Genomic DNA, 19,369 nt, shown 5'->3' on the forward strand with positions numbered 1-19,369 from the left:
CGACCATGCAAAAAAGCGCCAAGCAAACTCTCGAAGCCAAGGACGTTCACGTGGTCTTTGGCGGTCTGCGGGCGCTCAACGGCGTCAATCTGACTTTGTCGCGCGGCACTATCTTGGGCTTGATCGGCCCCAACGGTGCGGGCAAGACAACTATGGTCAATGTTTTGAGTGGCTTCCAGCGGCCGCACCAGGGTCGGGTCAGTCTGGATGGGGTCGATGTCTCGACGCTCAGTCCGCGCAAGGTTGCGCAAGCAGGCATCGGGCGCAGCTTTCAGGCGGCGCGTTTGTTTCGCGACATGACTGTTGAAGAGAACCTGACGGTCGCGGGCCTTGGCATAGGTCTGTCAAAGTCCGCCGCTACCGAGCAAGCTCGCGACATCCTCGATTGGATCAGCTATCGCCACGGCTACGACCGCCGATGCGAGTCGCTGCCCTATAGTGACGAACGCCGCGTCAGCATTGCACGCGCGCTTGCCCTGCAGCCTTCCTTTGCCCTTCTCGACGAGCCCGCCTCCGGCATGAATGACCGCGAGTGCGAGCAGCTGATGGAGGTGATCGTCGACATTCCAAAGAGATTTGGCTGTGGCGTCATGCTGATTGAGCACAACATGCAGGTCATCATGGGGGTGTGCGAGAGGATCCACGTTCTCGACGGCGGCAAGAGCCTCGCTGAAGGCACGCCAGAACATGTCAAGAAGGACCCGGCCGTGCTCAGAGCCTATCTGGGCGACAAGGCCAGAGCCAACGCAGTCATATAGGTCGGAAATGGCAAACTTCCTCCAAGTCCTAATCGACGCCATCGCTCTTGGCAGTCTCTATGCGCTGGTGGCGCTGGCCATCGGCCTGGTCTTCGGTGTGATGCGACTGATCAATTTCGCTCAAGCCGACTACGTCACGATCGGGGCATATTCGCTGGTCGTGCCGACTGCTTCCATAACTCCTCCATTGTTGTTTGGAGCGCTTCCCACCGGTCTGATGATTGCCGGGGTTGTGGTCACGGTGACCGTGTTGGCCTTGTTGACCGAGCGCATCGCATTTCGGCCATTGCGCAATTCCAATCCAACGACGCTGCTGATTGCCTCATTTGCAGTGAGTTATTTCCTGCAGAGTCTCGTCACGCTGCTTCACGGCGGCCGCCCGAAAGCTGTCAGCATTGGGGGCAGCCTGACCAGGGCAGTCGAGTTTGCGGGTATCCGGGTTCCCGGCGTCCAGTTGCTGACAATGGGCGTGGCGCTCACGCTCCTGGTCGCACTTGTCTTTTTTCTGAAAAGGACGCCGATCGGGGTGCAGTTGCGTGCCGCGGCCGAGGATTTTCAAATGGCCAGGCTTCTGGGCGTGCCTGCCAACCGCGTCATCGCCATAGCCTTTTCAATCAGCGGCATGCTGGGCGGCGCGATCTCGCTGCTTTTCGTGATCCAGACCGGTACGCTCGATATCAAGATGGGCATGATGCCGGTCGTCTACGGGTTCTTTGCCACGGTGATCGGCGGCATGGGATCGCTGCCCGGCGCAGTCCTCGGCGGCTTTATCGTCGGGATCGTCAGTGTTTTGCTGCAGACCTATCTGCCTGTTGACTTGCGCGCTTTCCGCGATGCGGGGGTCTTCACGCTGGTAATCCTCATTCTGCTTGTGCGGCCCCAGGGGCTGATCGTGACGAGCGCGGCGAAGGAAAGAGTGTGATGCGATACCTGCGCTTCTGGTTTCCTGTTCTGGCGCTTACCGTTCCGCTGCTGTTGCTGGTCTTCCTGTCCGGGCAGTTGGCGAGCGCGAGCGTCCAGCGTCTTGTCACAGAGGCCTTGATCCGCCTGGTCTTCGCAGTCGGGCTCTATATCTTCGTCGGCAATTCGGGGGTCGTGTCCTTCGGACATATGGCTTTCGCGGCCATCGCCGCCTACGCAACCGCCTGGCAGACGTGCTGCCAGATGCTGAAACCGATCACCATGTCGGGTCTTCCGGCCTTCTTGCGCGACAACACATACCCGCTGCTTCCCGCTGCCATCACCTCGGTTGCTCTGGCAGGCCTTATCGCTTTTCTGTCAGGCCTGATCCTCATGCGCTTGTCGGGCCTTGGAGCGTCCATCTCATCGCTGGCTCTCTTGTTCATCCTCAATGTGGTCTATTCCAATTGGGAGAGCGTCACCATGGGCACGTCCACCATCGTCGGGCTGCCGATCTACGCGACGCCTTGGATTGTTCTTGGCTGCGCCATCGCCGCCATCATCGTGGCCTACCTTTTCCAGATATCGCGATGGGGGCTTGCGCTGCGGGCTACGCGCGAAGACGAAGTGGCGGCAGCCGCGTGCGGGATTTCGCTCTACTGGTCCAGGCTTTTTGCCTTCACCATCTCCGGTCTGGTCGCTGGTCTGGGCGGCGTGCTGCTCGCCCATTTCATGGGAACTGTGTCGATCACCTCCTTCTACCTCAGCCTCACTTTCCTCATCGTGGCCATGCTTGTCGTCGGCGGAATGCGCAGCCTTGCCGGGGCTGTCGTCGGGGTCGCGGTCATCAGCCTTGTCATCGATCTTCTGCGGGCCGCCGAGGCGGGCTTTTCGGTCGGATCGCTAGAGCTTTCCTTGCCCGCCGGTACGCAGGAACTGATCCTCGCTGCGATCATGCTTCTCATTCTCATCTTTCGCAAAGATGGAATCATGGGAGGACGCGAGCTCCAATGGCGCGCGCGACGTGAACAGAGTGTTTGCCCGGCCGAGGGCGCACGCAACGGGTTCGTCTCGCTCGACGAGCCTGCAGCAAAGCGAAGCTAAGCCAGATCCGACAGACTCCGGGCGCGCACCCTGACGTGTTCGGCGTCAGCACATTTCCACCTGACATGCGCAGGTGCAGCAAAAACGTTTTAAGGAGGCTCAATTGAAAACCATCCCCGAAAAGGGCGTCGCCAGAGATGTCGTCATGCAGGAACTCAGGCAAATGAAGTCGCTTGATTTCGATTGGCGCGCGGGCCGGGTACCATCCTACACTTATTTCCTTGATGATGAGGCTCTGGACGTCCAGCGCGAGGCTTATGGCGAATTCATTGCCGAAAATGGCCTTGGAGCAGGGCGCGCTTTCAAGAGCCTGGAGGTGATGATCAACGACATCAAGTCGATGGCAAAGGAGCTTTTCAATGCGCCTGAAGATGCCGGCGCCTCCTTCACCTCAGGCGGCACCGAAAGCGTCTTCATGGCGGTCAAGACGGCACGCGACCTTGCCCGGCACAAACGGGGCGAGCCGCACGGACGCTACAACATCGTCGCATGTGTCACCGCGCATCCCTGTCTCAACAAGGCTGGAGAACTCCTCGGGGTCGATATCATTCGAACTCCGCACACCAAAGAGTTCAGGGCCGACCCATCGCTGATGCGCTCCGCCATCACCGACAAGACGATAATGCTGTTCGCATCGGCTCCCAACTATCCGTTCGGCACCTTTGATCCGGTCGCCGAGATCGGCGAGTTGGCACAGCATTCGGGTCTTCGGCTTCACGTTGACGGCTGCTGGGGCGGATTTCTCTCCCCCTTTGCCGAGCGCCTCGGCTACCCTGTGCCGGCGTGGGACTTTCGCATTCCAGGCGTTTCCAGCCTGTCAGCCGATCTTCACAAGTTCGGCTACGCAGCCAAGGGAGCCAGCCTGGTGTTGTATCGATCAGCCGATGATCAGGACCATGAGGCGTTTTCGTTCAGCGGGTGGCCGCGTGGGACGTATTCCACTCCCACATTCCTTGGCACCCGCGCTGGCGGCGCCATCGCGTCTGCATGGGCAGTAATGCACTACCTTGGCATGGAGGGCTATCTGCGTGCAGCCAAGCTCACGATGGAAGCGACCACGCAGCTTATCGCCGGCCTGAACAGTATTCCCGATATCGAGTGCCTGACACCCAATGGCGAGAGCAACCTGATCTCCTTTGTGTCGCTGGACCCTGCGCTTGACATCTACGCAGTCGCAGATCGCCTTGAAGAGCGCGGTTGGCTACGCGGGCGCATGCGCGAGCCCAAGGCCATCCAACAGGGCGTCAACCCGGCTCATCTGGCTACTGTCGAAGAGTATCTAGCGGCGGTGCGGGAAGCGATCGAGTTTGTGCGTCTCAGTGCTCGCGCACCTGTCGCTTACGACGAACACAGCTACTAAAGGCCGTCCGCTACGAAGATCATCGCCTCCAGGCCATGATCTTCGGCCCAGCGGACGTCAACTGGGCATCATGGGCCGGGCTCCAGGGGGGTAATTGGCCGCTGGCCACCGGCTCATCGCAGTGGGCGACGACGCCTTTCGCTGATGGAGGATTTGCATCGTGGCAGACCACGGTTTGATCGGTGAATTGCGGGCGGTTCTGGGAGAAGCAGCGCTCAAGACCGAAGCCCAGGATATGGCACCCTATGTTGCCGACTGGCGCGGGCGGTATCGGGGCACGGCGGCTTGCGTCATCGAGCCCGCCGACGTCGATGGCGTGGCAAGAGCAGTACGCGTGATCGCAGCCCGCGGTGGCAGGATCGTGCCCCAAGGTGGCAACACGGGAATGGTTGGCGGTGGCGTACCCGGCTCCGACCCCGCTGTCATGGAGGTCGTATTGTCGTTGCGGCGAATGAACCGCGTCCGTGACGTCGACGTCTTGGACAACGTGCTTGTGGCTGAAGCTGGCGTCATTCTCAAGAACGCACAGCATGCCGCGCGAGAGGCTGGGCGCCTTCTTCCAATTAGCCTTGCCGCAGAGGGCAGCGCACAGGTCGGTGGAGTGGTGTCGACCAACGCCGGGGGCATCAATGTGCTTCGGTACGGTTGTGCACGCGACTTGTTGCTCGGCCTTGAGGTCGTTTTGGCGGACGGCTCGATCTGGAATGGTCTACGGCGGCTGCGCAAGGACAATACCGGCTACGATCTCAAGCAGCTCTTTATCGGTGCCGAAGGAACGCTTGGCGTTATCACAGCCGCAGCCTTCCGACTGTCTCCGCTCCCGCAAGCGCAAGCGTCAGCCTTTCTGGCCGTCCCAAGTCCCGAGGCTGCAGTTCGCCTGCTTCGCCACCTCCAGTCGGAATTGGGGGATTGCCTCTCGGCTTTCGAGCTCATCGAGCGCGTGTGCATGGAACTCGTCCTGGGATCCATTTCGGAAACACAATCGCCGCTGCACTCGACGTCGCCGTGGTATGTCCTGGCTGAGTTCTCGACACCCATGAAAGGGCTGGCAATCAAGGAAATGGTCGAGCAGTGCCTGACAACGGCCTTTGAACTGGACCTTGTCAGCGATGCCACGCTTGCGCAGAACGAAACCCAACGCGCCAAGCTTTGGCGCATCCGTGAGGAGATCACCGAAGCGGAACGGCGTCATGGACCGAGCGTAAAGCACGACATTTCGGTTCCGGTCTCACGTATGGCCGATTTCCTCGCCGCTGCTCCGGCAGCAGTCCTGGCCGCCGTGCCGGAGGCAAGGCCACTGGCATTTGGCCATGTCGGTGACGGTAACGTACATTTCAACGTGCTGGCGCCCGAAGCGACAGCCGACCGTATCAGTGCTGTCGTCTACGACCTGGTTGCCAAGCTCGGGGGTTCAATAAGCGCCGAGCACGGGATCGGGCGTTCCAAGGTCGCATTGTTGCCTCGATACAAGGACGACCTGTCCCTGTCTCTGATGCGGCGCCTTCGGGCGACACTGGATCCAACCGGCCTGTTCAATCCCGGCAAGCTGGTTTCGATGCAAGGCGCGGCCGCTCCCGGCGACATGGAACCAATCTGACAGGAGAGAACATTTTGCCCGGCAAGAGGCCTGGACCGGCTAGGCCGGGCTATGTTTTCCCTTTGTCCTCAAAGACAACAAGGGAGCAAGCGATTTGGTCATGTCAGACAAGATGTTGAGGATTCCTTCCGGTTCCTCCTGAATTCGTCTTGTGATCGGTCCTGTAACACCAACTGAATATATTACGCCATCGACAGGAATCTTGATCGGGACTGCGACCGCCGACATGCCTTCGTGAATGCATTCGATGCATTTGGAGTATCCAAGCGCCTTCGCCTCGGTGATTTCCTTCCTGACCATATCCGGATCAGTGCATGTGTTTCGGGTAAACGCTTCGAACGGTCGGGCTAGAGCGGCGTCGATCAGGGCAGCGTCCTGATGAGCAAGAATAACCTTGGCACTTGCCGCAGCATGGGGTGGCAGCTCCTGCCCAGGAACGACGTAGCTGCGCCACCTCGGATCACCCGCCGCGGAGGCGACAACAAACACGCGATGGCCTGCCAGTTTGGCGAGGTAGAAAGACCCGTCGGGAAGCCGGGAGGTCGCCTGGACCAAGGTGGGCAGAACCGCAGCCTCGATCCAGTCGGATTGGCCGGCGGCATGCAGCAAGCGAGTGAGCCGCGCACCGAGAGACAACGTTCTCTCCTTGTGATCGCCGCCTTCGACAAGCCCTGATCGGGCAAGCACTCTCAACAGACGGTGTACCGTTGATTTCGGCAACTGGAGGGCTTGCGCAATACCGGTCGACGTTAGTTCTCCTGGAAAAGCCGCGATGAGTTCCAGCAACGAGACATAGCGTTCGAGGGGCCCCGCGGCGGATTCCGCTTCCTCTGGCATTCTGACCATCTCCCATCAAATCGGCCGTTAAACTCCGCCATGTCCGAAATTCGGAACAGGGTTCAGCAACTCGGTACTTTGCCTATATAGCTGTCAATGCCGAGACACACAACCGAGGGGCGGGCTGCCGGCGAGCGCGATGGGCATGAGGCTCTGGGCTTTGTGCGGTGGTGTCAATGATTTGACAAGCACCGCCGGCCTATGTCAAGGTTGCGAAAAAAGAAACTATTTGCCGATTTTCGGGAATACGGTTAGCAGGCAAAGCAAGCCATTGGCCGACAGAAGAGCTGCTGCGATATTCCGCATCAAAATCGCAATGGCGTTTCGCAGGACACAATTTGATTCTCGGGAGGTCGATATGCTGGACGTCAAGCAACTCTTTGCAGGCTACGGACGGCTCACGGCCTTGAAAGGCATAGACCTCTCCGTAAAGCAGGGCGAGGTCGTGTTTGTCGTAGGTCCAAACGGTGCCGGCAAGTCCACTTTGCTGAAGACGATTGCCGGGCTCATGGCCCCGACGTCCGGTACGATCACCTTCAAAGGCAGCCTGATCAACGGCAAGGCGCCCGAACAGCTTTGCCGCTCTGGCTTGGCACTGATCCCGGAAGGCAGGCACATCTTCAAGACCCTTACGGTCGAAGAGAACCTGGCGGTCGGCGCAATGATCCGTCGCAAGTCGTCCGATCGAGACATCGACCTGGCACAGGTGCTTGACACGTTTCCGATCTTGCGTGACCGGTTCAAGGGCATAGCTGGACACCTCTCAGGTGGCGAGCAGCAGCAGCTAGCCATTGCTCGCGCCATTTTGCAACGACCCTCGCTGTTGATGATCGACGAGCCCTCTCTGGGCCTGGCCCCACTGGTGATCGACCAAGTCTATGAGAGCCTTCGCAAGCTCAACACCAGCGGTCTGACGCTCCTGATCGTGGAGCAGTCAACCGGCCGCATCATGGAACTGGCCTCGCGAATTTATGTTTTCCGCAATGGGAATGTCGTGCTCGAGGGCACGCCTGAAAAGCTGTCCAGCGGTGAGGCGGTCGAAGCGGCATATTTCGGCTTTGGTGAGGAAGTGTCTGCCTAGCGGAGTGGCTCACATTTTAATCTGCCGATGGTGAACGCAACGGCTGCCGGGGAGCACGACTTTTGCCCCTCGTCGAAGTCCTTTCCGGCACAACGCAAGCTCGGCATGATCGCGGCCGTTTGACAACAGCGGGCAATCATGGAATATTGCCGTTAAATGGATAGTAGTTCCGTTTAATAGAACTTTAGCGCTGGATGCGATTGTCTTTCTGAGCGCCCTTGAGAGAAAAAAGTGACATGGCTAAGCCAGTGATACTGACTTGCGCGGTAACCGGGGGGGACGACGTCGCTAGCAGATACCGGCAATTGCCCGTTACGCCTCGCGAGATCGCGGACGCAGTTGTCGAGGCGGCCAAGGCGGGCGCGGCGATCGCCCATATACATGTGCGCGACCCTGAGACCGGCAAGCCAAGCATGGAACTGGATCTGTACAGGGAAGTGGTGGATCGGATCAGGGAGTCCGACACCGACCTGGTGATCAACCTAACGACCGGTCCTGGCGGGCGGTTTGTTCCAAAGCTCGACGAGAGGAATGGCTTTGATGTCGGCTCGAATGTCAGGCCGCCTGCTGAACGAGTTCGGCATGTGGTGGAACTCAGGCCAGAAATCTGCAGCCTGGACATGGGTTCCCTGAACTTCGGCCGCGGCGCGCTCATCAATACGCCAAGCCAGATCGAGATCATCGCTGCCGCAATCCGTGATACCGGCGTTAAGCCGGAACTCGAAATCTTCGAGCCTGGTCATCTCGCTCTCGCGATGAAGATGATCAACGATCAGGTGGTTCCCGAGGACGCGTTTTTTCAATTCGCCATGGGTATCCCCTGGGGTGCGCCGGCGACCGCCCAGATGCTTTCATACTTTGTCGGCGCGATGCCACACGCCAGCAAATGGTCGGCCTTCGGGATCGGGCGCCATGAATTCTCCATGGTGGCCCAGTCTTGCCTCATGGGCGGGCACGTCCGCGTGGGATTGGAAGATAACTTCTACCTCGAGAAGGGGGTGGAAGCCAAATCCAACGCCGAACTCGTCGAAAAGGCTGCAAAAATCCTGCGGCTGCTGGGCGCGGAACTCGCCACCCCGGCCGAAGCAAGAAATCTCCTCGGTCTGAACAGGTAGGGCTGAAGCCTGAAGGCCGCGCGAACGGTCTTCTTGCCACTATTCTGACAGGCGCGCCTTTTCACAGTCACGCAGTGGCGATCGACCACGCTCGCGGCTCCGCCAGCCTCGGCCGCACGTTCTTGACTTAGCGTCTGCCTTTCCAGGCTCTGAAATCGAACAGATTGATCGAAGTGGCGCCAGCGCACCTAATCGGTCGCTGCCAGTCTTCTGGCTTGGCTCGCCGCCGGTCTTCGGTTCAGCGTCAATTCCACAGACTGCGACGCAATCCTCTCATTGACAAATGCGGTCAACTCTGATGACATATCATTTATTAGAAAACAGTTCCGATTTTCGGAAAAAGCTGGATGGCCTGTCATGAGCATAAGCGTTGGCGTGGATGTCGGAGGCACGTTCACGGATTTCTTCCTGATAGATCCCCAGAACTCTACCTTTCGCACCGCCAAGGTTCCCACCACGGTCGATGATCGTTCACGCGGCTTCCTGTCCGGGCTGGAAGCTCTTGAGGCGCCGGCCGCCAAAATCGACTGGCTGATCCATGGCACCACCGCAGGCACAAACGCCGTCCTCGAGCGAAAGGGGGCTCGCTGCGGACTTATCACCACCCGCGGGTTTCGAGACGTCCTCGAGATCGGTAGACGCACCAGGCCCAACGCTTACGGTCTTTCGGGAAGCTTCGAGCCCCTCATAGAACGGGATTTGCGACTGGAAGTCGCGGAGCGGACCGACGCCAAGGGCAATGTCGTCACGCCACTCGACGAACAGGGGGTACAGTCGGCCGCACGCCGGCTCCTTGAAATGGGTGCTGAGGCCGTCGTCGTGATGTTCCTGCATTCATATGTCAACGAGCATCACGAGGTTCGCGCGGCCGAGATCCTGCGTGAAATGTGGCCCAACGAGCATGTCGTTGCCAGTCACGAAATCATGCGTGAGATGCGCGAATTCGAGCGTGCCAGCACGGCTGCCATACATGCATCGATCGGGCCGGTCGTCAGCCGATACATCTCCGATGTCGCCACCCAGCTAAAGGAGCGCGGCTTCAGGAAGGAACTGCTGGTCATGCAGGCCAATGGCGGCATGATGGCGTCTTCGCTGGTAAGCCGCCATGCCGTCCAGACAGTCATGTCGGGGCCAGCCGCCGGGGTCCTGGCCGCCGCCGCGATAGCCAAGCATGCCTCGATAGACAATCTAATCACCGGCGACATGGGTGGCACCAGTTTCGACGTGGCCATCGTCGCCAATGGCGAGCCGATCGTCTCGGCGGAGAAAGACCTCGCCTACTCGGTCCCGATCCGCATCCCGATGATCGACATCCATACGGTTGGCGCGGGTGGTGGAAGTATTGCCCGGCTGGACAAGGCGGGCATGATACGCGTCGGCCCTGAAAGTGCGGCCTCTTTTCCTGGGCCGATCGGGTTCGGGCGCGGCGGCACGGAGCCAACCATTACCGATGCCAATTTCCTGCTCGGCCGCCTCAACCCGCACGCGATAACCGGATCTTCCGAGGATGCGCCGCTCGACCGGATCTCCTCGATACTTGAGGAAAGGATTGGCAGAACGCTTGGCCTCGACGGATACGAGACCGCCGCCGCGATCCTTGAAGTGGCAAACGCCGAACTCGCCGGAGCGATCCGGCTGGTGTTGATCGAGAAGGGCCACGATCCCAGGGACTTTGCCCTGATGCCGTTTGGCGGCGCCGGGCCGTTGCATGCCGTCGCGATCGCACGGGAGCTAAACATTCCTCGCGTCCTGGTGCCACGCTATCCAGGGCTGAATTCGGCCCTTGGGTGTGTGCTGGCTGACGTTCGTCATGATTTCGTGCAAACGGTCAACGAAGTCCTTTCCGAGGTCGATCCCGCGGGAATCCAGGAAGTCCTGTTCGCACAGGAACAGGCTGGTAGGGATCTGCTCGCGCAGGAAAAGGTCAGCGTCACACGGGTAGACGTAGCTCACGAATTCGATCTCCTTTTCCGGGGTCAGTCACATGCGCTCCGCGTGCCCATGCCTGGCGAGAACTTCGATGCTGGGGCGCTGCATGACGCCTTCGTGGCCAAGTACAAGGCCCGGTACGATCTCTCCCTGCCGGAAATGCGACCCATGCTGGTCAATGTCCGCACGGCGATTGTCGGTGTGCGTGAACGCATCGACCTGCAGATCTTCAAGCCGCCGCACGGCGTGATGGATGACGCGCGAACCGGCTCAAGAGACGTCTATTTCGACGGAAAATGGCTGAAGACAGCCACCTATCTCCGGGAAAAATTGCCCCAGGGCGCGGTCATCGAAGGCCCTGCCATCATCGAGCAGCCAGACAGCACGCTCGTCCTGAACCCCGGAGCCAGGGCCCACGTCGACGGCATCGGGAACATCCTCGTCCACGTATGAGCCCACAGATGAAGCTGACTAGGGAATTCACCGAAATGTCTGAAGCTGCACTGCGCGAAAAGAAGATCCCCATTCCGGTGAGCGTCGATCCGGTGACGCTTACGGTCGTGGAGAAGGGTCTTCAGCAGGTTTGCACGGAGATGGACCTCGTTCACGAGAAGACATCATTTTCTCCGATCATTGCCGAGGCCTATGACCGCGCCAACGGCATCTATCACCGTCAGGACGGGCGCATGATCGCCCAGGGTGAACTCGGTCTTCCGATCTTTCTTGGTCAGCTTGCCGTCACGACGAGCTCAGTCATCAAGATGAGGGACGATCTGCAGGACGGAGATGTCATCGTTGTCAACGATCCGTATATCGGTGGCTCCCACCTGATGGACGTGCGCATGGTGCGGCCGTTCTTCTACAAGGGGCGGTTATGGGCCTACCTGTCCAATGTCGGTCATTGGCGCGATACCGGCGGGGTGGTGCCCGGAGGCTTTACGACCCGGTCAACCGAAATCCACCAAGAAGGATTGCGCATCCCGCCAGTCAAGCTGGTCCGGCAGGGCAAGATAGAAGCCGACATTCTTCAGTTCATTCTCAACAACATTCGCGTGCCCTCGGACTCACTCGGCGACGTGAAGGCTCAGATCGCGGCCCTTGGAGCTGGCGCAAGACGGCTTACCGCCTTGCTCGATCGCTATGGCGAGGACGTCGTGGACAGCGCGGTCGCCGAGCTTGAACTGCGCTCCGAACGTCTGATGCGCTCGCATATCGAGACGATACCCGATGGCTCCTACAAAGGGGTCGCGTTCGTTGATAGCGATGGGGTCGTCAACGAGCCTCTCGAAATCCGTGCAAGCGTGACTGTATCTGATTCTGACATTCATGTTGACTTCGAGGGGTCAAGCGCGCCCTGCGAAGGCCCCATGAACACGGTCTGGGCCACGACGCTCAGCGCTGTCTACATCGCGTTGAAACATATCTTCCCCGACGTGCCGATGAACGCTGGTTGCTTTCGTCCCATCGGGGTGACGCCGCCCCATGGGACCTTTCTTTACGCGGAATATCCAAAGGCGACTGCCGGATCTGCCGCCGAAGTTTCCCAACGCATCATCGAGTCGATCCTGCTTGCGCTGGCTCCGGCCATTCCCGACAAGATCTTCGCAGCCCCCGCCGGCACGAGCGGCAATCTCAGCCTTGGCGGCATCGACCCCGACACAGGTGAATCCTACGTCATGTATAACTTCTCGGGCGGGGGCTACGGTGGATGGTGGGCCGGCGACGGCATAAGTAACGGATGCGCCACGATAGGCATTTCCAAAAGCCAGCCCGTCGAGGTGCTGGAGCTGCGACATCCGGTCCTGTTCGAACATTATGCGCTTCGCGAGGGATCAGCCGGATCAGGTAAGTACCGGGGCGGTCTCGGCGTCAGCTATCGCATGAAGCTGCTGCGGGGCACCGGGACTGCGTCCTTCCTGATGGACCATGGCAGGCAAGGCCCCCCCGGCACATTGGGTGGGAAAGCTGGCGCGCCTAACGAGATCGCGATCTCGCGAGGGGGGAAGGTCGAGATCCCCGAGCACCTTTCCAAGGGTGAGGGCTATGTTCTGCGGCCCGGTGACTGGATCGACGTGAAGACGCCCGGCGGCGGAGGATATGGCGATCCACTTGATCGCGATCCGAGCCGCCTCGAGCGTGACAGGAAAAACGGCTACTGAGCCTGAGCCGAGGCGAGACGGCATCGTGTCGATCGCCGGGCTTTTGCGCGCCGCGCCCAACTTTTTGCAGGATCACGACATGCGTTCGAACGGCAGCCCGAAGGAAAAGCTTGAAGATGCCATCCAGCGGCTGAGGCGGGAGTTCTCAACCGCGAATCCGCTTAGCGAAACTGCTTCGCTAGAGGCACGAGCCGTCCTGCCCGGCGGCAACACCCGCTCCGTCCTGTTCTACGAGCCGTTTCCGCTCACGATGAGCTGCGGGCATGGTGCCCGGGTCACGGATCTTGATGGGCACACCTATATCGATTTCGTAGGCGAATTCTCGGCAGGATTGTACGGACACTCAGACCCGAAAATCCAACAGGCTATTGTCGAGGCGCTGGACGGCGGCGTCGTCCTGGCCGCTCCAAACAGGTACGAGGCAAGGCTAGCAGGTGCCCTCAAGCAGCGGTTCGCAAGCCTTGAGCTCATGCGCTTCTGCAACTCCGGAACCGAGGCGAACATCCTCGCCATTGTCACTGCACAGCACTTCACGCAGCGGCGCAAATTGATGGTCTTCGATGGCGCCTATCATGGCGGGGTCCTCGTTTTTGCTGGCGGAGGGAGCCCGATCAATCTGCCCTTTGACTACATCGTCGCACCCTACAACGACTGCCAGGCAGCGTCCGACCTTATCAGGCAAAACGCGGCCGAACTTGCGGCTGTTATCGTCGAACCCATCCTGGGCGCAGCTGGCAATATTCCAGGTCAACGAGAGTTTCTCCACACCTTGCGGGACGAGACCGAGGCCGCTGGCTCGCTGTTGATCTTCGATGAGGTCAAGACATCACGCTGCGGCGCCGGCGGAAAGCAGGGTCAACTTGGTATTCGCCCTGACTTGACGACGCTCGGAAAATACATTGGTGGCGGACTGCCGACCGGCGCCTTTGGCGGTCGCGCCGATATCATGGAGGCCTATAACCCCTACCGGGGTGATGCGCTGCGCCACGCAGGAACGTTCAATAACAATGTCTGCTCGATGGCAGCGGGGTTGGCTGGGCTCACCAAGGTATTCACAGCCGAGCGCGCGGACAGCTTTCACCAAGAAAGTGACGGGATGCTGCAAAGGCTTGCGGCCATTGTCGAGGGCAAGGGGATTCCGCTCCAGTTTTGCGGGGAGGGCTCGCTGTTTACGATGCATCTTGCCAAGAGAGCGCCGCAGAGAGCACGAGATGTCAGTCCCCTCAGTCGCCAGGTGGGGCTGCTTTTCCACATGTATGGCCTGCTCAAGGGAGTGGCTATTGCCGGCCGAGGCGATTTCTACCAATCCCTGCCAATGGACACCGCCGATCGCGAGCAGGCAATCGATGTCGTCGGCGCGTTCGTTTCAGAGTTCGGAGGTCTGATCTCGGACTTGGCGGAAGAAGACATCGGCCGCTTAAATCATTGAACCAAGTGACCTCTGCACCCGATGGCTTGAGGAGAAATCCCATATGGACCACACCCTGGCCAAGCAGGCCTTCGATGCCGCTCTGATCTCACACAAGCCCGAGTTCGGCGCGTTCTTTCTTGCGCGTCTACTGGAATTGGAGATTTCATATCCAGAAGAGACCTGCGTCATCAGCTTTCCCATCCGCGATTTCGCGTTCAATCCCCAAGGTTCACTGCACGGTGGGGTGATCGCAATCGTAATGGATATCTCCATGGGGCATCTGCTTCACGAAAGCTATGGCCGCGCGGGCGCGACACTTGAAATGAAGCTTCAATACATGCGCCCGTTGAAAGCGGGACGGGCAAAGTGCGTAGCGAGGTTTTTGCAGCGCGGGAATAGCATCGCGTTCCTGGAGTCTAGGCTGACCGATGACGAGGGACATCTGGCGGTGGTGGCGACGTCGACCTGGAAGTGCAGTGCAGGCCCCAAGCCTGCGCAAACCGAAGCCCCGTAGACCCAGGAAAAGTGCGATGTCGCTGCAAAAGAGATTTCTCCAGCTTGCAACCGACCATGCCCCTGGTCAGGAAGCGCGCAGCCAATCGTCGTCAACAGGAGCCGCGATGCTCGGCGGGCCGATCGCAGGTGCGCCGGTCGATTTCTCGCACGGTGATGTCGATGCATTCCGGCCAAGTCCTGGATCGTTCGAAGCCTTCTCGGATGGGGTGGCTACGGGGGGTAAACAGGCCTACACCGAATATCGTGGCGACTTCGCCATCCGTCAGGCGGTCGCCCAGCGACTTGCTGCCTTCACGGGGGCTTCGGTGGATGGACGCGACGGCCTCATCATCACGCCTGGAACCCAAGGAGCGCTCTTCCTTGCGATCGCCTCTACGGTGTCGCGCGGCGACAAGGTCGCGATCGTGCAGCCCGATTATTTTGCCAATCGCAAGATTGTTGAGTTTCTTGAGGGCCATTGCTTGCCGGTCCGCCTCGATTATATGGATCGGCAGGCAAGCGCAGGCCTCGATCTCGACCAGTTGGAAGCTGCCTTCAAGGCAGGCGCAAAGGTTTTCCTTTTTTCCAATCCGAACAATCCCACGGGCGCAGTGTATTCCCGCCAGGAGGTGGCTCACATAGCTGAGCTTGCAAACCGGCATCGTGCAACCGTCATCGTCGACCAACTCTATTCGAGGCTGACCTATACTGGTGCCCAGTTTGCGCATTTGAGAGCTCAGACGACGGATGCTGCAGAGATCCTGACGATAATGGGTCCATCCAAAACGGAATCGCTCAGCGGCTATAGATTGGGAGTGGCATTCGGATCCCAATCCCTCGTCGATCGAATGGAAAAGCTGCAGGCGATCGTCTCGTTGCGGGCGGCCGGTTATGGCCAATCGGTCCTGGGAACATGGTTCAATGAACCGCAGGGGTGGCTCACTGAACGAATTAGGTTGCACCAAGGTATCCGGGACGATCTGCTCAGCGTGCTTCGCTCAACCGATGGCTTGACCGTCCGCAGCCCCGACGCCGGCAGCTATCTGTTTCCTCGCTTGCCGCCTCTTTCGGTGCCCCATCTGGACTTTGTCAGGTTTCTTCGACTGCAGGCAGGTGTCACGGTGACACCCGGCACAGAGTTCGCTCCTCATTGCGGCTCCAGCATTCGCTTGAACTTTTCACAAGACCATATGGCCGCGATCGAGGCAGTGAAACGGCTCGGAGAATTGATCGAGCGCTATCGTCAATAGAAGAAGGAAGGTCATCTTGCGGATTGCGGTGGTTGGGTGCGGCGAGGTCGGGCTGGTCTATGCGAAGAGCCTGAGCACTGCAGGCCATCTTGTTGAGCTGTGCGATCCCAAGCCAAGCGCCTTGGCTTTTGGCTTTTCAGATGAGGTCCGTGCACCATTGCGCGAAGGCATGGGGCGCTGGGTTGCGAGCGTTGACATTGTCTTGTCCTGTGTGACGGGAACAGCGGCGCAAACGGTCGCGAGCCAGACCCTACCGATGATGAGGACGGGGGCGCTATTTGCCGACATGACAACGTCGGATCCAGGCCACAAGAGGCAAGCCGCCGAGCAAGCCGTGGCACTAGGTGTGCTGTTCGCCGATGTCGCCATCATGGGTGCAATTGCGCTTTCTGGGGTGGGCACGAGACTGCTTTGCGCAGGAAGCGGGGCCGCCAGGGCGAGTTCGCTCTTTTCCTCAATCGGATCGCCTATGCTCATTGTCCATGATGGAGCCGCTGGCGATGCGGCCACCTTGAAGCTCCTGCGGAGCGTGTTCACAAAGGGACTGGAAGCGCTCGCCGTGGAATGCCTGCTTGCTGCGGAGCGCCAGGGAGCAACCGAAAGGCTTTACGAGGCCTTGGCCGATATTGATGAGGTACCGCTGCGCGATACGATCGAGGCATTCGTGCGGACCCACGTCATTCATGCAGCCCGGCGCATGAAGGAAGTGGAGGAGGCCGAGAGGCAGCTTCGGAATGCAGGAGTGCCGGTCGATGTCCTGCCCGGCGTTCGACATCGTTTTCAGCGTACCGCCCGCTACATCGACGACAATCACATTGGCAATACAAACCCGACCGCCACGGAGGCGCTTTCTTGGCTCCTGGTCAACGCTGCCGGCGGGGACCAAGCCCAATCTCAAGATGGCTCGTGACGGGCGTACCAGGGCGCGCAGTCTGATCGGCTCCGACTGAGGCACTATCCGAGACGGTCCGACAAGATCATCTCCTCGGCGGCCGGCAAGCAAATGCCAATGTAAACGTTGACATAACGAGGCTCGTCCGATATTTACAAATCAATTTTCGGACGATGGCTGGCACGGAGGGCCAAATGCACTACAGCCAGCGGCAGACGAGGTATTTGGCTGCTACGGCAATCCTTCTGTTGCTTAGTGTGGTGGACGGAGCATTGTTTGATTGGCGCGGCACCGCGGCCTTGGCCAATGTCGTCGTGCACAGCGTGGAGAAGCAGGCCGAAACTGCCGAAGCCAAGGTTGAGATTTACGACGCGCTATGGGCCGGCGTTCTGGGTGTGCCAGCGAAGAAGCGATAGCGCTCGCGCAAACAACAAATGATGGCCCTTAAGCGGCTTCTTTGTGAGTGGTCGCGGCACCTCCCTACTTGCCCTTGTATTGCCTGGCCACCTGCTGGGCGATCTCTGCCACGATAGAGTTCAAGGGCATATCGGCGCGCTTGAAGAAGCTCGCCGTAAACGACAACACTGGCATTTCGTGTCCAGTCTCGACGACTCGCAGTTGCCCGGCAGACATGTGTTCTGCGACCACTTCATTCGGAATTGCAGCAACGCCGATCCCGTCCAGGGTCATACGGATGATCGATGAGAGCGAGGAATTGGCGAAAACGCGTACCTTGTGCAGATGCGCCTTTTCGAAAAGCTCCTTCAGCTGCAAGTAAGGTCGAGTGCGACGGGCGAAGGTAATGATTGGGAATGCTGTCAGGTCCTCCAAAGTCACAGCGCCCGGCTTCAATGGCAGATTTGCCGGCACGATCCAACTGAGTGGGTAGTCGCAAAGCGGGAGGTTTGTCGCATTTCCTGCGTTGACGGGGCCAATAAGCAAAGCGACGTTGATACTACCCTCGGCCAGCGCAGTCGCCAGATTGGCCGATCCATCAACGCTGATTTCCAGCGTTATCGATGGGTACTCCTGGTTCAGACGTTTCAGCAGATCCGGCAGCCAGGTATGTACGATGGTGTCCGACACCCCGAGCTGAACCATCCCCCCAAGCCCGTCGCGACCGGCGACAGCCAACACCATTTCGGTACGAAGCGCCATTATCCGCTCGACATAGCCCAACAGCTCTCGGCCCTTTGCCGTAAGATGACTGCCTCGCTTGTCGCGCTCGAGAAGCCGTACTTTCAGCTCTTGCTCGAGCTGGGCTATCCTGGCCGACACGGCCGGCTGCGTGGTGTTGAGCTTTTCAGCCGCTCGATGAAATCCGCCGGTCTGGGCAACCACATAAAAGGTCTCCAGCGTCCGCAGGTCGATCATGGGCCACCACTCCTTAGGACTAGTTAGCCCCAAGGGTGAGAGAACCCAAGCCGAAAAATGAAACGGAACTGCGGCCTTTGATTTTTAGGAGCTGCCGCGTCGGGGAGGAAGACTCCGGCCGAGATCAGGTCACGGCGGAGATGGAGTGGCTGCGGCCGGCCAACGCAATTGCAGCCAGTCGCATGCTTGAGCATCGTTCCATGGCGGTCCAAGCTCTTACACCGAAGCCGGTTCAAATTTGAAGCGGCCATTGAGGAGGTCGTCCTCACGGATATCGGTGATGAGCATGCAGCCGGGGCTATGGGTGATGGCAATGGGAGGCTTTGCTTCTGCGAGCGCCACTTGCGGCGTCACGCCACACGCCCAAAAGAGTGGGATCTCACCTTCCTGGATCGGTACAGCATCGCCGTAATCAGGTCGTGAGAGGTTCTTTATCCCGATCGCCGCCGGATCCCCGAAGTGCACAGGGGCACCGTGGACCTGGGGCATTCGCGAGGTGATTTCGATGGCGCGGATGGCCGCCAAGGGCTTCATCGGACGCATCGACACGACAAGCTTGCCCGAGAAAGGACCCGCAGGAGAGCAATCGATGTTTGTGCGAAACATCGGCACATTACGGCCGAGATCAATATGTCGCACAGCGATTCCCGCATTTTGCAAAGCCCACTCAAACGAAAAGGAACATCCAATCACGAAGGACACAAAATCGTGGCGCCAATGGGCAGTGACGTCCGTCGTTTCCTCCACAAGCTTACCTTCTCGAAACACCCGATAGCTTGGCACATCCGTACGAATATCAATGCCGGAGCCAAGGCTCGGCAAGGCGGGATCCCCCGGCTTCCCCACGGCAAGCAGGGGACAAGGCTTGGGGTTTGCCTGGCAAAAACGCAGAAAATCGGCCGCCCAGAACTTCGGCAATATGACCAGATTGCCTTGGGCAAAACCAGGGGCCATGCCTGAAGTCTGATGGGTTATGCGGCCTGCGCGTATATCGGCGCGAATTGCTTGCGCGTCGCGCGCCGCGATCGATTCCTTTGCATCTAACATGGTCCGGCCGATCCTCTCCCGGTCTTTCTTGGGCGCAAGAATTTGTCCTCGAAGCAGACA

17 protein-coding genes are annotated in these 19,369 nt (G+C 59.3%); 14 read left to right on the forward strand and 3 right to left on the reverse strand.

Annotated features, from left to right (window positions below; translation table 11 throughout):
• Positions 1 to 5: 5 nt before the first annotated feature.
• The 5 genes from EN874_RS30270 to EN874_RS30290 all read left to right on the forward strand — a co-directional run bounded on the left by EN874_RS30270 (position 6) and on the right by EN874_RS30290 (position 5,719).
• Positions 6 to 758, forward strand: a complete 753-nt coding sequence (locus tag EN874_RS30270) for an ABC transporter ATP-binding protein (protein WP_127426802.1) — start codon at positions 6 to 8, stop codon at positions 756 to 758.
• A 7-nt stretch (positions 759 to 765) separates the two neighbouring features.
• Positions 766 to 1,680 (forward strand): branched-chain amino acid ABC transporter permease, encoded by a 915-nt coding sequence (locus EN874_RS30275; protein WP_127426803.1) that lies wholly within the window; start codon positions 766 to 768, stop codon positions 1,678 to 1,680.
• A gap of 53 nt (positions 1,681 to 1,733) precedes the next feature.
• The gene (locus tag EN874_RS30280; RefSeq protein WP_245513765.1) at positions 1,734 to 2,762 is read left to right on the forward strand and encodes a branched-chain amino acid ABC transporter permease; all 1,029 of its coding nucleotides are present in this window, start codon (positions 1,734 to 1,736) and stop codon (positions 2,760 to 2,762) included.
• Between the two features lie 103 nt (positions 2,763 to 2,865).
• Positions 2,866 to 4,122, forward strand: coding sequence for an aminotransferase class V-fold PLP-dependent enzyme (locus EN874_RS30285; RefSeq protein WP_127426805.1), 1,257 nt, complete (start codon positions 2,866 to 2,868; stop codon positions 4,120 to 4,122).
• 160 nt (positions 4,123 to 4,282) lie between these two features.
• A complete protein-coding gene (locus EN874_RS30290) occupies positions 4,283 to 5,719 on the forward strand; it encodes an FAD-binding oxidoreductase (RefSeq protein WP_245513767.1) in 1,437 nt (478 codons plus the stop codon).
• Between the two features lie 39 nt (positions 5,720 to 5,758).
• On the opposite strand, the gene EN874_RS30295 is transcribed toward EN874_RS30290, so the two are convergent.
• A complete protein-coding gene (locus EN874_RS30295; RefSeq protein ID WP_168247673.1) occupies positions 5,759 to 6,556 on the reverse strand; it encodes an IclR family transcriptional regulator C-terminal domain-containing protein in 798 nt (265 codons plus the stop codon).
• 358 nt (positions 6,557 to 6,914) lie between these two features.
• On the opposite strand from EN874_RS30295, the gene EN874_RS30300 reads away from it, so the two are divergent.
• From EN874_RS30300 to EN874_RS30340, 9 genes are all read left to right on the forward strand, one after another.
• Positions 6,915 to 7,637: an ABC transporter ATP-binding protein gene (locus tag EN874_RS30300; protein WP_127426807.1), complete on the forward strand. Its 723-nt coding sequence runs from the start codon at positions 6,915 to 6,917 to the stop codon at positions 7,635 to 7,637.
• A 236-nt stretch (positions 7,638 to 7,873) separates the two neighbouring features.
• Positions 7,874 to 8,752: a 3-keto-5-aminohexanoate cleavage protein gene (locus tag EN874_RS30305; protein WP_127426808.1), complete on the forward strand. Its 879-nt coding sequence runs from the start codon at positions 7,874 to 7,876 to the stop codon at positions 8,750 to 8,752.
• A 357-nt stretch (positions 8,753 to 9,109) separates the two neighbouring features.
• Complete coding sequence (locus tag EN874_RS30310; protein ID WP_127426809.1) at positions 9,110 to 11,134, forward strand: hydantoinase/oxoprolinase family protein; 2,025 nt, start codon at positions 9,110 to 9,112, stop codon at positions 11,132 to 11,134.
• Between the two features lie 8 nt (positions 11,135 to 11,142).
• Positions 11,143 to 12,840, forward strand: coding sequence for a hydantoinase B/oxoprolinase family protein (locus EN874_RS30315; RefSeq protein ID WP_245513769.1), 1,698 nt, complete (start codon positions 11,143 to 11,145; stop codon positions 12,838 to 12,840).
• Complete coding sequence (locus EN874_RS30320) at positions 12,779 to 14,269, forward strand: aminotransferase class III-fold pyridoxal phosphate-dependent enzyme (RefSeq protein ID WP_127426810.1); 1,491 nt, start codon at positions 12,779 to 12,781, stop codon at positions 14,267 to 14,269. Before EN874_RS30315 ends, EN874_RS30320 begins: the two co-directional genes overlap by 62 nt.
• A gap of 43 nt (positions 14,270 to 14,312) precedes the next feature.
• Positions 14,313 to 14,765: a PaaI family thioesterase gene (locus EN874_RS30325; RefSeq protein WP_127426811.1), complete on the forward strand. Its 453-nt coding sequence runs from the start codon at positions 14,313 to 14,315 to the stop codon at positions 14,763 to 14,765.
• Between the two features lie 16 nt (positions 14,766 to 14,781).
• The gene (locus EN874_RS30330) at positions 14,782 to 15,996 is read left to right on the forward strand and encodes a pyridoxal phosphate-dependent aminotransferase (RefSeq protein WP_127426812.1); all 1,215 of its coding nucleotides are present in this window, start codon (positions 14,782 to 14,784) and stop codon (positions 15,994 to 15,996) included.
• 16 nt (positions 15,997 to 16,012) lie between these two features.
• The gene (locus EN874_RS30335; protein WP_127426813.1) at positions 16,013 to 16,906 is read left to right on the forward strand and encodes an NAD(P)-dependent oxidoreductase; all 894 of its coding nucleotides are present in this window, start codon (positions 16,013 to 16,015) and stop codon (positions 16,904 to 16,906) included.
• A 176-nt stretch (positions 16,907 to 17,082) separates the two neighbouring features.
• Positions 17,083 to 17,304 (forward strand): hypothetical protein, encoded by a 222-nt coding sequence (locus tag EN874_RS30340; protein ID WP_127426814.1) that lies wholly within the window; start codon positions 17,083 to 17,085, stop codon positions 17,302 to 17,304.
• 64 nt (positions 17,305 to 17,368) lie between these two features.
• Here EN874_RS30340 and EN874_RS30345 read toward each other — a convergent pair whose 3' ends face one another.
• The gene (locus EN874_RS30345; RefSeq protein WP_127426815.1) at positions 17,369 to 18,262 is read right to left on the reverse strand and encodes a LysR family transcriptional regulator; all 894 of its coding nucleotides are present in this window, start codon (positions 18,260 to 18,262) and stop codon (positions 17,369 to 17,371) included.
• Between the two features lie 216 nt (positions 18,263 to 18,478).
• Positions 18,479 to 19,309: a putative hydro-lyase gene (locus tag EN874_RS30350; RefSeq protein ID WP_127426816.1), complete on the reverse strand. Its 831-nt coding sequence runs from the start codon at positions 19,307 to 19,309 to the stop codon at positions 18,479 to 18,481.
• Positions 19,310 to 19,369 lie beyond the last annotated feature (60 nt).

The sequence above is a fragment of the Mesorhizobium sp. M1D.F.Ca.ET.231.01.1.1 genome, assembly GCF_003999155.2.
Classification (GTDB): Bacteria; Pseudomonadota; Alphaproteobacteria; order Rhizobiales; family Rhizobiaceae; genus Mesorhizobium.

Bases quoted from the DNA above. Each gene is read 5' to 3' on its own strand.
- EN874_RS30270 (WP_127426802.1), top strand. From the start codon at position 6: ATGCAAAAAAGCGCCAAGCAAACTCTCGAAGCCAAGGACGTTCACGTG.
- EN874_RS30275 (WP_127426803.1), top strand. From the start codon at position 766: ATGGCAAACTTCCTCCAAGTCCTAATCGACGCCATCGCTCTTGGCAGT.
- EN874_RS30295 (WP_168247673.1), bottom strand. From the start codon at position 6,556: ATGCCAGAGGAAGCGGAATCCGCCGCGGGGCCCCTCGAACGCTATGTC.
- EN874_RS30300 (WP_127426807.1), top strand. From the start codon at position 6,915: ATGCTGGACGTCAAGCAACTCTTTGCAGGCTACGGACGGCTCACGGCC.
- EN874_RS30305 (WP_127426808.1), top strand. From the start codon at position 7,874: ATGGCTAAGCCAGTGATACTGACTTGCGCGGTAACCGGGGGGGACGAC.
- EN874_RS30310 (WP_127426809.1), top strand. From the start codon at position 9,110: ATGAGCATAAGCGTTGGCGTGGATGTCGGAGGCACGTTCACGGATTTC.
- EN874_RS30315 (WP_245513769.1), top strand. From the start codon at position 11,143: ATGAAGCTGACTAGGGAATTCACCGAAATGTCTGAAGCTGCACTGCGC.
- EN874_RS30320 (WP_127426810.1), top strand. From the start codon at position 12,779: ATGGCGATCCACTTGATCGCGATCCGAGCCGCCTCGAGCGTGACAGGA.
- EN874_RS30325 (WP_127426811.1), top strand. From the start codon at position 14,313: ATGGACCACACCCTGGCCAAGCAGGCCTTCGATGCCGCTCTGATCTCA.
- EN874_RS30330 (WP_127426812.1), top strand. From the start codon at position 14,782: ATGTCGCTGCAAAAGAGATTTCTCCAGCTTGCAACCGACCATGCCCCT.
- EN874_RS30340 (WP_127426814.1), top strand. From the start codon at position 17,083: ATGCACTACAGCCAGCGGCAGACGAGGTATTTGGCTGCTACGGCAATC.
- EN874_RS30345 (WP_127426815.1), bottom strand. From the start codon at position 18,262: ATGATCGACCTGCGGACGCTGGAGACCTTTTATGTGGTTGCCCAGACC.
- EN874_RS30350 (WP_127426816.1), bottom strand. From the start codon at position 19,309: ATGTTAGATGCAAAGGAATCGATCGCGGCGCGCGACGCGCAAGCAATT.